Annotated in this window: 12 protein-coding genes; 8 read left to right on the top strand and 4 right to left on the bottom strand. The window is 63.5% G+C overall.

Going from position 1 to position 13,728, the window contains the following annotated elements; all coding sequences use genetic code 11:
* Positions 1-11 precede the first annotated feature (11 nt).
* Both AWB77_RS27100 and AWB77_RS27095 read right to left on the bottom strand, forming a co-directional pair.
* Entirely contained in the window at positions 12-2,942 is a 2,931-nt protein-coding gene (locus tag AWB77_RS27100) for a molybdopterin oxidoreductase family protein (protein WP_061137542.1), read from the bottom strand.
* 75 nt (positions 2,943-3,017) lie between these two features.
* A complete protein-coding gene (locus AWB77_RS27095) occupies positions 3,018-4,091 on the bottom strand; it encodes a YeiH family protein (protein WP_061137541.1) in 1,074 nt (357 codons plus the stop codon).
* A 115-nt stretch (positions 4,092-4,206) separates the two neighbouring features.
* On the opposite strand from AWB77_RS27095, the gene AWB77_RS27090 reads away from it, so the two are divergent.
* From AWB77_RS27090 to AWB77_RS27055, 8 genes are all read left to right on the top strand, one after another.
* Entirely contained in the window at positions 4,207-5,097 is an 891-nt protein-coding gene (locus AWB77_RS27090) for a LysR family transcriptional regulator (protein ID WP_061137540.1), read from the top strand.
* 139 nt (positions 5,098-5,236) lie between these two features.
* Complete coding sequence (locus AWB77_RS27085) at positions 5,237-6,046, top strand: sugar phosphate isomerase/epimerase family protein (RefSeq protein WP_082852765.1); 810 nt, start codon at positions 5,237-5,239, stop codon at positions 6,044-6,046.
* A gap of 71 nt (positions 6,047-6,117) precedes the next feature.
* On the top strand, positions 6,118-7,119 hold the full coding sequence (locus AWB77_RS27080; RefSeq protein ID WP_061137538.1) for a sugar kinase: 1,002 nt from the start codon (positions 6,118-6,120) through the stop codon (positions 7,117-7,119).
* Between the two features lie 65 nt (positions 7,120-7,184).
* The gene (locus tag AWB77_RS27075; RefSeq protein WP_061137537.1) at positions 7,185-8,468 is read left to right on the top strand and encodes an MFS transporter; all 1,284 of its coding nucleotides are present in this window, start codon (positions 7,185-7,187) and stop codon (positions 8,466-8,468) included.
* A gap of 689 nt (positions 8,469-9,157) precedes the next feature.
* A complete protein-coding gene (locus AWB77_RS27070; RefSeq protein ID WP_061137536.1) occupies positions 9,158-10,126 on the top strand; it encodes a 2-hydroxyacid dehydrogenase in 969 nt (322 codons plus the stop codon).
* Between the two features lie 99 nt (positions 10,127-10,225).
* Entirely contained in the window at positions 10,226-11,317 is a 1,092-nt protein-coding gene (locus tag AWB77_RS27065) for a LacI family DNA-binding transcriptional regulator (RefSeq protein ID WP_061137587.1), read from the top strand.
* Entirely contained in the window at positions 11,318-12,109 is a 792-nt protein-coding gene (locus AWB77_RS27060; protein ID WP_061137535.1) for a YhfC family glutamic-type intramembrane protease, read from the top strand. It begins immediately after the preceding gene.
* A gap of 38 nt (positions 12,110-12,147) precedes the next feature.
* Entirely contained in the window at positions 12,148-12,513 is a 366-nt protein-coding gene (locus AWB77_RS27055; RefSeq protein ID WP_061137534.1) for a DUF3022 domain-containing protein, read from the top strand.
* A 7-nt stretch (positions 12,514-12,520) separates the two neighbouring features.
* Here AWB77_RS27055 and AWB77_RS27050 read toward each other — a convergent pair whose 3' ends face one another.
* Together AWB77_RS27050 and AWB77_RS27045 are read right to left on the bottom strand one after the other, a co-directional pair.
* On the bottom strand, positions 12,521-12,949 hold the full coding sequence (locus AWB77_RS27050) for a PGDYG domain-containing protein (protein ID WP_061137586.1): 429 nt from the start codon (positions 12,947-12,949) through the stop codon (positions 12,521-12,523).
* 117 nt (positions 12,950-13,066) lie between these two features.
* Positions 13,067-13,585: a Spy/CpxP family protein refolding chaperone gene (locus tag AWB77_RS27045; protein ID WP_061137533.1), complete on the bottom strand. Its 519-nt coding sequence runs from the start codon at positions 13,583-13,585 to the stop codon at positions 13,067-13,069.
* Positions 13,586-13,728: the final 143 nt, after the last annotated feature.

Here is a 13,728-nt window from a genome sequence, read left to right as displayed (position 1 = left end):
GACGGTCTCCTTCAGTTCTTGGCGTCGCGCTTGATGACGTTGCGCAAGCGCGCCGCGAACTCGCCGCGTCCCGCGAAGTACGTCTGCACGGCGCGTTGAATCGATCCCGTCATGCCGGGCGACGGATGCATCGGCGCGAATTGCGGCAGCGTGTGATCGGCATCGTGTTCGGCGGGATAGACGCGCACGCGCACGTCGTACCACGCGGCCTGTCCGGTGATCGGATCGGAGTTGGAGAAGCGCATGCCTTCTCGCGCGGACGCGGGCAGTTCATCGGTGATGAGGTGATTGAGCAGGAAGCCGCGCTGCGATTCGTTCGCGTCGGGACCGAGGCTCCACGCGCCCGATGCCTTGCCGATCGCGTTCCACGTCCAGACGGTGCCCGGCTCGACCGCTTCGCTGTATCGCGCCATGCAGCGCACCTTGCCCCATTGCGATTCGACGTAGATCCAGCCGCCGTCTTCGATGCCGTTCGCTTTCGCCATGCGCGGATTCATGTACAGCAGGTTTTCGCCGTGAATTTGCCGCAGCCACGCGTTCTGCGAGTCCCACGAGTGATACATCGCCATCGGGCGCTGCGTGACGGCCGCGAGCGGATACCGCGCGAGATCAGTCGTATCGAGTTCGAGCGGCGCATACCAGAACGGCAGCGGATCGAAATACTGTTCGATGCGTGCGCGCAAATGCGCAGGCGGCTGTCTGCCTTGCGTGCGTCCCTGTGCGGCAAGGCGAAACTTCTGCATGACATCGGAATAGAGCTGGATCAGGATCGGCTCGTTGAACTTGCGAAAGCCTTTATCGACGGCGAATTGCAGATACGGCCCGTTCTGGCCGCGCATGTATTGCAGTGCTTCGGGCAGCGTGTAGTGATAGACGCAATCGTGCTTCGCGTACTCTTCCCACTGATTCGGATTCGGCTCGCCGACGAGCGCATCGCGGCCGTCCTTGCCGCGCCAGCCGATCAGAAAGCCGACACCCGAACCCGGCGCCGTCTGATGATTGACGATGAAATCCGGATAGTCGCGATACTTGCGCGTGCCTTCGGGCGTCGTGAACGCGGGCAGTTTTAGACGGCTGCCGAGTTCGACGAGCACTTCCTGAAACGGGCGGCATTCGCCGGTGCGCGGCACGACCGGCACGCGCACCGAATCGACGGGACCGTCGAACTCGGAGATCGGTCGATCGAGCATCGACATCGCGTCGTGACGTTCGAGATAGGTCGTGTCGGGCAGGATCAGATCGGCGAACGCGGTCATCTCCGACTGGAACGCGTCGCACACGACGATGAACGGAATCCTGTATTCGCCGGCCTCGTTTCTGTCCGCGAGCATCTTGCGCACTTCCATCGTGTTCATCGACGAATTCCACGCCATGTTCGCCATGAAGATCATCAACGTGTCGATGGGGTACGGATCGCCGCGCCACGCGTTCGTGATGACGCTGTGCATCACGCCGTGAACCGCGAGCGGATACTCCCACGAGAACGCCTTGTCGATGCGAACCGGCGTGCCGTCGTCGTGGATGAAGAGGTCTTCGGGTGCGGCGGGCCAGCCGAGCGGACCGCTTGCGAGCGGCGTGTTCGGCTGCACCTGATCGGGATGATTCGGCGGCTTCGCCGATGGCGGCACCGCGCGCGGAAACGGCGACTTGTGACGGAAGCCGCCGGGCCGGTCGATCGTGCCGAGCAGCGACATCAGCACGGCGAGCGCGCGGATCGACTGGAAGCCGTTCGAGTGCGCGGCGAGTCCGCGCATCGCGTGAAAAGCGATCGGGTTGCCAGTGACCGTGTCGTGCTGCTTGCCCCAGCAATCGGTCCATTGAATCGGCAGCGTGATCTTGTGATCGCGGCTCACGTCGATCATTTCGGCGGCGAGGCGCTCGATCGTCGCGACGGGAATGCCGGTGATGTCCGCGGCCCATTCCGGCGTGCACGATGCGACTTGCTCGCGCAAGAGCGCGAAGGACGGCGCGACCGGCGTGCCGTCGTCGAGCGTATAGCGGCCATCGAGCGCGGGCTCGGCGTCGTCGGCATGATGGGCGACCGCGCGATTGCGCTTCGTGTCCCACCACAGATGATTTTGCGGAAAGAGCGGGTTCGATTCGCGCGCGTTTTCGTCTTTCACGAAAAGGCCGAACGTGTCGCTCGCTTCGTTCATGTCGAGCAATTCGGCCGCGTTCGTGTAGCGCGTGACGAACTCGTGATCCCAGGCATTGGCGGCGATCAGCTCGTGGATCAGCGCCATGAAGAGCGCGCCGTCGGTGCCGGGGCGGATCGGCACCCATTCGTCGGCGATGGCGGCATAGCCCGTGCGAACCGGATTGATCGCGATGAAGCGGCCGCCCGCGCGCTTGAATTTCGATATCGCGATCTTGAGCGGATTCGAGTGATGATCCTCCGCCGTGCCGATCATGAAAAAGAGCTTCGCGCGGTCGAGGTCCGGACCGCCGAATTCCCAGAACGAGCCGCCGATCGTATAGATCATGCCCGCCGCCATGTTCGCCGAGCAGAAGCCGCCGTGCGCCGCATAGTTGGGCGTGCCGAAGTTCTTCGCGAAGAGGCCGGTCAGCGCCTGCATCTGATCGCGTCCGGTGAAGAGCGCGAATTTCTTCGGATCGGTGGCGCGAAGGTGCGCGAGGCGTTGTTCGAGCGTATCGAGCGCGGCCTCCCACGAGACCGGCTCGAACTGCGCTTCGCCGCGCAGTGCGCCGGGTTTGCGCATGAGCGGTTGCGTGAGACGCGCGGGCGAGTACTGCTTCATAATGCCCGACGCGCCTTTCGCGCAGATCACCCCTTGATTGAGCGGATGGTTCGGATTGCCGTCGATGTATCGGACTTCGCCGTCGCGCAGATGTACGCGGATGCCGCAGCGGCACGCGCACATGTAGCACGTCGTGGTCTTGACATCGAGCTTCTCGTTCTGGGTGCGAGCGCCGTGTTCCATGAGTGCTCCTTCTGAAGCTTTCTTGCGTGACGGGGACGTTCACGCGATCGGTACTTCACTGCATCGTCGAGCCAATCACCCGAAAAAACGTTCGACGCCGATCGTGATCGCCAGGCCGCCGCCGACGAGCCACGCATACAGGATCGCGCCGGTCGCGAGCGCACGCGGACCCGCCTGACGAATCTGCGCGATGCGCGTTTCCATGCCGAGCGCCGTCATGGCCATCGTGAGGGCGAAGGTATCGAGCGTGTTGATCGTGCTGGTGGCGGCATCGGGCAAAACGTGCAACGAATTCACGACGACGAGCGCGAGAAAGCCGAGCGCGAACCAGGGCACCGCGATCTTGCCTTTGCCCTGCGCCGCACTTTCCGCCGACGCGTTGCGCGACCGGTTGATCCAGAAGCCGATCACGAGCAGCACCGGTACGAGGAGCATGACGCGCGTCATCTTGACGATGGTCGCGATATGCGTCGCCTCCGGGCTCACATTGCTCGCCGCGCCGACGACCTGCGCCACTTCGTGAATCGTGCCGCCGAAGAAGAGGCCCGCGCCGAGCGTATCGAGATGCAGCCAGCCGGCGTTGAGCATCAGCGGGTAAAGGAACATCGAGAGCGTGCCGAACAGCACGACGCTGCCGACCGCCATCGCGCTCTTGTGCGGCTTCGACTGCAACGTCGATTCGAACGCGAGCACTGCCGCCGCGCCGCAGATCGCGCTGCCGGCCGCCGTGAGAAGTGCGGTGTCGCGATCGAGTTTCATCAGCTTCATCCCCGCCCACGTGCCGATGACGAGCGTGCTCACCACGACCAGCACAGACACCGTGAATCCCGGCACGCCCACTTGCGCGATTTCCTGAAGACTCACGCGCAGCCCGAAAAACGCGACCGCGATGCGCAACAGCTTGCGCGCCGAGAAGTTGACGCCGGCAGCCCAGCTTTCCGGCATCCCGTGACGCAACGCGTTACCGTAGATCGCCCCGGCGACGATGCCGACGATCAGCGGGCTGATCCCAAGGCCGGAAATGGCGGGCACGGACGCGATGCGCATGACGGCCGCCGCGAACAAGGCGACGAAGAGAATGCCGTTGAGTTGCCCGCGCGTGGACGACGCGGCTGGCGCCAGAGTTTGAGCGGACGGAAGCGTGGACATGGAAGAACCCGTTGTAAATTGAGTGATGCGATGGACTAATCCTATTCTCGATATATGAATATGAAAAATCGTGATTTAGAATGAGAAGTATCGGTTAAATTGATACTTGACGTGCATGACCCCGGAACAGCTTATAACCTTCGCAACAGTTGCGGAGCACGGCAACATCAGCCGCGCGGCGGTGGCGCTGCATCTGTCGCAGCCCGCCGTCTCCGGCCAATTGAAGCTGCTGCAGGACGAGTTCGGCGAGCCGCTGTATCAGCGCGACGGCCGCGGCGTGCGTCTCACCGCAGCCGGCGAACAACTGCTCGGCCACGCGGAACGCCTGCGCGAGACCTTCCGCGCGGCGCACGCGCTGCGCGACGCGTTGCGCGGACTGGAGCGCGGCACGTTGCGCATCGGCGCGAGCACGACGCCCGCGAGCTATTTGCTGCCGTATCTGATCGCGGCGTTCCACAAGCGCTTTCCGGACGTGCTCGTCACTACCATCGACGGCAATACGGCCGATATCGTCGCCGCGCTCGGCACGCTCGATATCGCGCTGGTCGAAGGTTCGCCCGGTCACGATCTGCCGCTCGGAACGACGGTCACGCCATGGCGCGAGGACGAGATCGTCGCGATTCTGCCTAACGGCCATCCGCTCGCCGACGGGCGCGATGCTGTCACGCTCGACGAACTCGGCACGCATCCGCTCGTGCTGCGCGAGCCGGGTTCGGGCGTGCGGCAGGTCGTCGAGCGCGCGTTCGCCGATTGCGATGCGCCGATGCGCGTCGCGCTCGAGATCGCGGGCGTGGAGGGCGTGAAAGAGGCGGTGCGCGCGGGCATGGGTATCGGCTTCGTGTCGGCGATGTCGATACGTCATGAAGACAGCGCGCTGCGGCGCGTGCGTATCGCGCCGCAGCCGCTTACGCGGCGCTTTTCGATCCTGTTGCCACATGCGGCGACGCCATCGCGTGTCGCGGCCCGGTTTCTCGAGTTGTGCGACGAAGAGGGGCTGTTCGGCTAGGGATTTCCACTATGGCGCGTCGACGGCGCCCTGACGCACCATTCGTTCTCGACACAGGCGCTGCGGCGTCTTTTTTGAAATTTCGTTATGGAACCGGTTCCAACGGTTTTCATCAGCAGAAATTCGAGGTGTGAAGCAAGTGAGCGAGATTTCCCGGACAGTTGAGCATCGCGCCGACATCGTGATCGTCGCGAGCGCGTTCGGCGCGGACGCAATCCGTCGCGATGGCCACGCCGTGTGGGCCGCAGCCGCAGCGCGCGCGGGGGCGGACGGTTTCGAGGTGCGCCGCGAACTGTTTGCGAGCGACGCCGATGCGCAACCCGAAGCGCTCGCGCAGCTCGGCCAACGGATTCGCGCGCACGGCTTGTGGTCCGTCTACTCGACGCCCGCGATGCTTTTCCGAGACGACGGCGCGCTCGATGCCGCCGCGCTTTCGCTCGCGATCGACGAGGCATCGGCGCTCGAAGCGCGCATCGTCAAGCTGCAACTGGGCGGTACGGAAAGCGGCGTCGCGACCGATCCGGCGGCGCTCGACCGGCTGATGTCAGGCATTGCGGCATCGAGTGCGCGGGTCGTCGTCGAGAACGGACAACTGAAGGCTGGCGGCACGATCGCCGCGTTCGCCGCGCTCTTCGCGGCGCTGCCTGCGCAAAGCGGTCTCGCGATGACCTTCGACACGGGCAACTGGCATTGGGCGGAGCAAGACCCGCTCGACGCGGCGAAGCGCCTTGCGCCGCACGTCGGCTATGTCCACTGCAAGGCGGTGATGGGCGAGGGCGCGCGCCGTTTCGCCGTCGCGCCCGCCAATGGCGATGCGCGTTTCGCTACGCTGCTCGCGCACCTGCCGGGCGATGTGCCGCGCGGCATCGAATATCCGTTCATTCCCGGCGCCGACGTTTCGCTCGACGCCGACGCCGCGCGCCAGGTCGCCCGTGTTGCGGCATTCTGAATTGCGACATTTTGAATGCCAATTTGAATAATGCATTTTGCATTCAGCATTCATCTGGAAAGGAAACCGACATGCATGCCAAGCCCGAAGCCCTCGACGTCGTGACCTACGGCGAAGCGATGACGATGTTCGTCGCCGCCGTCACCGGCGATCTCGCGAAGGCCGGTCAATTCACGAAGCGCGTCGCGGGTGCGGATTTGAACGTCGCGATCGGCCTGTCGCGCCTCGGCTTCAAGGTTGGCTGGATGAGCCGCGTCGGCAACGATTCGTTCGGCCGATACGTGCTCGATGTCCTCGCGTCCGAAGGCATCGACGCGCGCCGCGTGACGATCGACGAGCGTTATCCGACCGGCTTCCAGCTCAAGGGCAGATGCGACGACGGCAGCGATCCGGCGGTCGAATATTTCCGCAAGGGCTCGGCGGCGAGCCATCTGTCGCTCGACGACTACTGCGCCGACTACGTGCTTGGCGCGCGTCATCTTCATCTGACGGGCGTTGCGCCGGCGATCTCGGCGACGTCGCGCGAACTTGCTTTCCACATGGCCCGCGAAATGCGTGCGGCGGGCAAGACGATTTCGTTCGATCCGAACCTGCGCCCGACCTTGTGGCCGTCGCGCGAGGCGATGGCGGCGTCGCTCAACGCGCTCGCTGCGCTGGCCGACTGGGTGCTGCCGGGCGTGTCGGAAGGATTGACGTTGACGGGCTATGCGAAGCCCGAGGACATCGCGGCGTTCTATCTCGATCGCGGCGCGAAAGGCGTAGTCGTCAAGCTGGGCGCGCACGGTGCGTACTTTCGCACGGCCGGCGGCGAGCAGGGCATCGTGCCGGGCGTGCCGGTCGAGAACGTCGTCGATACGGTCGGCGCGGGCGATGGCTTCGCGGTCGGTGTCGTGAGTGCATTGCTCGAAGGGCGCGACGTGCGTCATGCGATCGCGCGCGGCAACCGTATCGGCGCGCTGGCAATTCAGGTGATCGGCGACAGCGAAGGTTTGCCGACGCGCGCCGCGCTCGATCTGCTCGAAGTACGGGATTTCAACGACAAGACGGCCAAAGCCGCAATCGATCTGGCCTGAGGCCATCAGCCCGGACTCAACCAGTAATCAACCGGGACCTAACCGATTTGCGTTCGGAGACAACCATGCAAAGTTCTTCCACACCCACGCTGGCCGTGCGCCGCTGGTGGGCGATCATGCCGATCGTGTTCATTACGTACAGCCTTGCCTATCTCGACCGCGCGAACTATGGCTTCGCGGCTGCGGCGGGCATCAATCAGGATCTTGGCATCAGCAAGGGGCTGTCGTCGTTGATCGGCGCGCTGTTTTTTCTGGGCTATTTCTTCTTCCAGATTCCGGGCGCGATCTACGCCGAGCGGCGCAGCGTGAAGAAGCTCGTGTTCTGGAGTCTTGTTTTGTGGGGCGGATGCGCGACGCTGACGGGCATGGTGAGCAACATACCGTCCTTGATGGCGATTCGTTTCGTGCTCGGCGTCGTCGAGGCGGCGGTGATGCCGGCGATGCTCGTCTTCATCGCGAACTGGTTCACGAAGTCCGAGCGCTCGCGCGCCAATACGTTTCTGATTCTCGGCAATCCGGTGACGGTCTTGTGGATGTCGGTTGTGTCGGGCTATCTCGTGAATTCGTTCGGCTGGCGCCACATGTTCATCGCGGAAGGCTTGCCTGCGGTGGTATGGGCGGTGATCTGGTGGTTCATCGTGAAGGACAAGCCCGCGCAGGTGAGCTGGCTCACGGAGCAGGAAAAGAACGATCTCGATGCGACACTGCGCGCCGAGCAGGCCGCGATCAAGCCGGTGAAGAACTATCGCGAGGCGTTCAAGTCCCCGGCGGTGATCAAGCTGTGCGCACAGTATTTCTGCTGGAGCATTGGGGTATATGGTTTCGTGCTGTGGCTGCCGTCCATTTTGAAGAGCGGTTCGACGCTCGGGATGGTCGAGACGGGATGGCTTTCGGCGGTGCCGTATCTTGCCGCGACGATCGCGATGCTGCTGGCTTCGTGGGCCTCCGACAAGCTTCAGGCGCGCAAGGCTTTTGTGTGGCCTTTCCTGCTGATTGGCGCGGTGGCGTTTGCGGGATCGTATCTGCTGGGTTCGACGAACTTTTGGGCTTCGTATGCGTTGCTCGTGATCGCGGGGGCGGCGATGTATGCGCCTTATGGGCCGTTCTTTGCGATCGTGCCGGAGTTGCTGCCGAAGAATGTCGCCGGCGGGGCGATGGCGCTCATCAATAGCATGGGTGCGTTGGGGTCGTTCGTCGGGTCGTATTTCGTGGGGTATCTGAATGGGGCTACCGGGTCGCCGGCTGCTTCTTATGTTTTCATGAGCGTCGCTCTTTTGCTCGCTGTTTGGCTTACGTTGGCGGTTAAGCCGCAGGCTGGGGTTCGGGGTGGGGTTGTGGTTAGGTCTTGAGGGTTTTTTTATCGCCGGATCCCATTTTGTTATCGGTTTATTAGCGTTGCCCCTGTGCGGGGCGGCAGTCACTTTCTTTGCTGCTGCAAAGAAAGTAACCAAAGAAAGCAGCTTTTCAGGCCCGCGGTCACACGCAGTTTGGGTAGTTTTCTCGTCCCAAGTGGCACTCGCCTAAGTGTCGCGCTCATAGGCCCAATCGTGCTTGGATCGCGCACGGTCTGACAAGCCAGGAGTTTTAGGACGCTGGTTCAGCACGAAATAGTTCCAGCACTGCGCTGCGCGCTGCCGTGGAGTACGCGAGGGAAACCGATGGTGCGCGTGCGCGGTGAGATGGTGGCTTCAGGTAGAAGCACATGCACACCGATTGACCCATCGGCCGCGAAGCGGGGCCGGCGCTATTTGGTGCTGAACCAGCGCCCTAAAACTCCTGGCTCGTCAGACCGTGCGCGATCCAAGCCCGGTGATTGTGATGAGGGCACACGTAAGGCGAGTGTCACGGAGGACGAGAGAACTACCCAACGTGCGTGTGACCGCGGGCGTGAAAAGCTGCTTTCTTTGGTTACTTTCTTTGCAGCAGCAAAGAAAGTGACTGCCGCCCCGCACAGGGGCAGAGCCAATAGACCGACAAGACAGCAGGATTCCATAGCAGCCCAAAGTAAAACGTCGAACCAAACGAGAAACTCAAAACCATGCCCAAAAAAATCGTAGCCTATAAAGCGTTGCCAAGCGACATAGAAGCCTACCTCCGCACCCACGCGGAAGTGGAAGCGGTGGACCCGAAAGACCACAAGGCCTTCGTGCAAGCACTAAAAACAGCCGACGGCGCGATCGGCGCAAGCATAAAGATAACCCCCGACATGATCGAAGGCGCAACCCGCCTGAAAGCACTGTCGACGATCTCAGTAGGCTTCGACCAGTTCGACGTAGAAGACCTCACGCGCCGCGGTATCGTACTCACGCACACACCCGACGTGCTGACGGAGTCAACCGCCGATACCGTCTTCGCATTGATCCTCGCAAGCGCGCGCCGCGTCGTCGAACTCGCGGAATGGGTCAAGGAAGGCCAATGGAAAGCAAGCATCGGCGAAGCGCATTTCGGTGTCGACGTGCAAGGCAAGACGCTCGGCATCGTCGGATTGGGACGCATCGGCGGGGCGGTCGCACGGCGCGCGGCGCTCGGCTTTCGCATGAACGTGCTCTACACGAACCGCAGCCCGAACGAACAGGCCGAAAAGGAGTACGGCGCAAAGCGCGTCGAACTCGATGAACTCCTCGCGCAATCCGACTTCGTCTGCCTGCAAGTGCCGCTCACGCCGCAAACGCGCGGTCTAATCGGCGCAAAGGAGTTGCAGAAGATGAAACGGTCCGCGATTTTGATCAACGCCTCGCGTGGCCCGACCGTCGATGAACACGCGCTCATCGAAGCGCTGCAAAACGGCACGATTCGCGGCGCCGGCCTCGACGTCTTCGAGCAGGAACCGCTGCCCGCCGACTCGCCGCTGCTCGCGATGAAGAACGTCGTCGCGCTGCCGCATATCGGCTCGGCCACGCACGAAACGCGTCATGCGATGGCGCGCAACGCCGCCGAAAATCTCATCGGCGCACTGGACGGCACGCTCACTGCGAACATCGTCAATCGCGACGTGCTCGCGCGCTGAAAACCGTGGGTCGCGCGGGCATGCGCTAACATGCGCGAGGAGAACGATAATGACGGCATCGCGCCGCGCCCCGAGGCGAAGCGCGCGCCCACGACCACTATGTCCGACGATCCCACACTGACGAACCGCCCGGGCGCATTCGGCACACGCCGCGCGACGATCACCGATGTCGCCCGCGAAGCCGGCACGGGCAAGACGAGCATCTCGCGCTATCTGAACGGCGAAACGGGCGTGCTGTCGCCCGATCTGCGCGAGCGTATCGAGGCGGCAATCGCCAAGCTCGACTATCGGCCGAATCAGATGGCGCGCGGCCTGAAGCGCGGGCGCAACCGGCTGATCGGCATGCTGCTCGCCGACCTCACGAATCCGTATTCCGTCGAAGTGCTGCAAGGCGTCGAAGCCGCGTGTCACGCGCTCGGCTATATGCCGCTCATCTGTCACGCGGCCAACGAAATCGACATGGAGCGGCGCTATCTGCAACTGCTGACGACGTATCGCGTCGAAGGCGTCATCGTCAACGCGCTCGGCGTGAAGGAGGAACTGCTGCAAGGCTTCGCGCGCGGCGGCATTCCGGTCGTGCTCGTCGATCGCTCGGTCGAAGGCTTCGTCACCGACATGGTCGGGCTCGACAATCCCGCCGCCGTGCAGATCGCGACGCGTCATCTCGTCGATGCAGGTTTCGACGAACTGCTGTTCATCGTGCAGCCCGTCACGCATGTCAGCTCGCGGCGCCTGCGCGAGAGTGCGTTCCGCGAGACCGTCGCGGCGCTGCGTGCGAGCGGCTCGACGCTCGTGATCGATCTCGCCGATGCCACGCCCGCGCTCGCCGAACTCGATGCGCGCGTGGCGGCGGCCAAAGCGGCGGGCAGGCGCGTTGCGCTTTTCGCGGCGAACGGGCCGGTCGCGTTGCGCGTCGCCGTGCATCTGAAGGAACATCATGGCGTGGACTGGCAGGCGAGCGTCGCGTTGATGTCGATCGACGATTCCGAATGGGCGCAGCTCGCCGGCATGACGACGGTCCGTCAGCCAACTTACGATATCGGCCGGCGCGCGGTCGAATTTCTCCACGAACGTCTCGGCGGCGCCGCGATGTCCGCGCGCGAATGTCTGCTGCCGGGCGAACTCGTCGTGCGCGCATCGACGACGCGCGCCCATCACGACGACACACAACCTGCATCACAAGGAATCTGAATGGTCAGTGTCACGACGTTGCTGAGCCTCGCGCTCGCGACGCTCATCATCGCCGCAATGCCCATCGTGCTTTACAGGAAGCTGCGACCGCGCTTTGCGCTCGTGCCGCGCTACGCGATTCTCGGCATCGCGGTGTTCGCGCTGTTTGCGATGGTTATCGAACGGGCGCTGCACGGTTTCATGCTGAGCAATCCGGCGACATCCGCCTGGCTCGCGAATCCGGCGGTATTCGTGATTTACGGCGCGATCGCGGCGGGCCTGTGCGAAGAAGCCGGACGCTTTCTCGCGATGAAGTGGCTCATTGCGCGCGAGCCCGGCGCGCTCGAGCGCCACGGGCCCGCGCTCGGTTACGGCATCGGGCACGGCGGGGCGGAAGCGTGGATCGTCGGCGTGCTCGTGCAGACGCAATGGATCGTCTATGCGGTGCTCGCGAATCGCGGCACGCTCGACGCGCATTTCGCGACCGCGCCGCTCGAAGCCATTGCGCGCATTCATCTCGTGCTGATGAGTTTGTCGCCGGTGTCGGCGGGCATCTTTCTCGTCGAGCGCGCGAGTGCGTTCGTGCTGCAACTCGGCTTTTCCGCGCTGATGTGGCAACTGCTGCGCGAACGCTCGCGCCATGCGCTTGCGTTGCTCATCGCGGCGCATGCGCTCGTCGGCTTGCCTGCTGCGTTATTTCAGGCGCGGCTCGTGCCGCTCATCGCCGCCGACGCGGTGTATCTCGTGCTCGGCGTGATCGTCGCGGTGGCGCTCGTGCGCTACTATCGGCGGGCCGCCGTGCAGAATGCATGACGCAATCGAGCAGCGCATCAATCGACTATCGACATCGAATGGACGACTATCAATACGACTGTCCGAGCGCGGATATCGACATGCTCGCGCATGTGATCTGCGATCTCTTTCCCGAGCAGACGCAATTCGCCGAGCGCCGCGACGATGAAGGCCGCACCTCGCTCGTGATTCATTATGTCGCGATGCGCTTCGGTTCGAGCGCGCGGCGCATCACGATCGACGTGCGCTTCGATCCCGCGGCGCTCGCGCGTTATCGCGCGCTGCCGCCGCGCATGCACGCGCGCAGCTATGCGGTGCTGCGTGCGTATGTGGAAGCGACGCTCGGATCGCTCGAAGAGATGTACGCGGACGGGCAGACGGTGCCGCGTGAAGTGCAGATCGAAATGGGCGAGGACTTCGCCTGAGCATCGCTCAGACGATGCGATAGACCTTCGCGAAGCGCGCCGCCTTCACGACGCCGTAGTCGCCCGGCGCGTATTGCATGACCCAGTCGCCTGCGTCGCCGGTGAGGATGTCGCCGGCAGCGGACCGCGCGATCGAGAATGGCTCGTGCATCTCCCTGGCGAGCACGACGCTCGGACGATTGCGATACGTGCCCGCCACGCCATGCGCGATGCCGCCTTCCGGCACGTACTTCGCATCGAAGCGTTCGCGCGACACGACCCAGCGTTCGCCGCCGCTGCCGGTGACGATCGCATCGCCGCTCGCATAGCGGTTCGGCCCTTCGAGGCTCATGAGTTCGCCCGGGGCGGCCGCGAATTCGACGGCAACGGCTTCGTCCTTCACGACGCGGCGAGCGTCGGGGTCGGCCGCGAGATCGAGTTGTGAAAGCTGGAGCATGGTGTAATCCGCGATGGCTTCGGGGAGCGGGATCGTAACGGGATTCGCGTCATTTTGCACCGGTAAAAACAAAAAAACCCGCATCGCGCGATGCGGGTTTCCGGTTTCGACGCATGCTCAGGGCTTCGTCGCCGATGCCGCGTCCGCGCCCGACGCACGCGGACTACGATGCGCGCTCGCGTGACGCTTCTTGCCGTGCTCTGAGCGGAAGCTCGTGTCGGCCAGCTTCTTCTGCTCGGGCGAAAGGCTCGTGTAAAGCGGCTCGAAAGCTTCGACGAGACGCTTCGTGCCGTCGGCGTTCGCTTGCGTGATCTGCTCGTATTGCTTCATGTCGTCGAGCGCGGACATCGTGTCGCGCTGCGCGATGCGCTGGCGGTAGAGATCGGCCATCGTGCGGCCGTTTTCGCGCATCACGTCGGCGAACTTCGCCCACTGTTCTTCCTGCTGCGGCGTGATCTTGAGGCTCGAATGCAGTTCCGCGATACGTTCCTCGACGCGGGCCTCGCGCTTGTTGGCGGCCGGCGCGGATGCCCCGGCCTGTGCTGCCGGCGCGGATGCCGCCACGGGCGACGACGACTGAGCGAAAACCGGACTGAGTGCGCAGAATGCGGCCAATGCAACGAGTGTTCTTTTCATTCGGTATACCTTCGGTCGATATGGGAAGCGGCGTGCATCGTCTGCGTTGAAAGTCATGCGACGATCACGCCATCGGCGGATATTAGTATCACGATTGCATGCGGATTCGCCCGCATTGCGACAACTGCTTACATTAGAAACGT

Source organism: Caballeronia fortuita (assembly GCF_001544835.2).
GTDB classification, from domain to species: domain Bacteria; phylum Pseudomonadota; class Gammaproteobacteria; order Burkholderiales; family Burkholderiaceae; genus Caballeronia; species Caballeronia fortuita.
This window is presented reverse-complemented; position numbering and strand designations above follow the sequence as displayed.

What these genes read in the sequence shown, in the direction of transcription:
- AWB77_RS27100 (WP_061137542.1), bottom strand. Translation starts at nt 2,942, where the DNA reads ATGGAACACGGCGCTCGCACCCAGAACGAGAAGCTCGATGTCAAGACC.
- AWB77_RS27095 (WP_061137541.1), bottom strand. Translation starts at nt 4,091, where the DNA reads ATGTCCACGCTTCCGTCCGCTCAAACTCTGGCGCCAGCCGCGTCGTCC.
- AWB77_RS27090 (WP_061137540.1), top strand. Translation starts at nt 4,207, where the DNA reads ATGACCCCGGAACAGCTTATAACCTTCGCAACAGTTGCGGAGCACGGC.
- AWB77_RS27080 (WP_061137538.1), top strand. Translation starts at nt 6,118, where the DNA reads ATGCATGCCAAGCCCGAAGCCCTCGACGTCGTGACCTACGGCGAAGCG.
- AWB77_RS27075 (WP_061137537.1), top strand. Translation starts at nt 7,185, where the DNA reads ATGCAAAGTTCTTCCACACCCACGCTGGCCGTGCGCCGCTGGTGGGCG.
- AWB77_RS27070 (WP_061137536.1), top strand. Translation starts at nt 9,158, where the DNA reads ATGCCCAAAAAAATCGTAGCCTATAAAGCGTTGCCAAGCGACATAGAA.
- AWB77_RS27065 (WP_061137587.1), top strand. Translation starts at nt 10,226, where the DNA reads ATGTCCGACGATCCCACACTGACGAACCGCCCGGGCGCATTCGGCACA.
- AWB77_RS27060 (WP_061137535.1), top strand. Translation starts at nt 11,318, where the DNA reads ATGGTCAGTGTCACGACGTTGCTGAGCCTCGCGCTCGCGACGCTCATC.
- AWB77_RS27055 (WP_061137534.1), top strand. Translation starts at nt 12,148, where the DNA reads ATGGACGACTATCAATACGACTGTCCGAGCGCGGATATCGACATGCTC.
- AWB77_RS27050 (WP_061137586.1), bottom strand. Translation starts at nt 12,949, where the DNA reads ATGCTCCAGCTTTCACAACTCGATCTCGCGGCCGACCCCGACGCTCGC.
- AWB77_RS27045 (WP_061137533.1), bottom strand. Translation starts at nt 13,585, where the DNA reads ATGAAAAGAACACTCGTTGCATTGGCCGCATTCTGCGCACTCAGTCCG.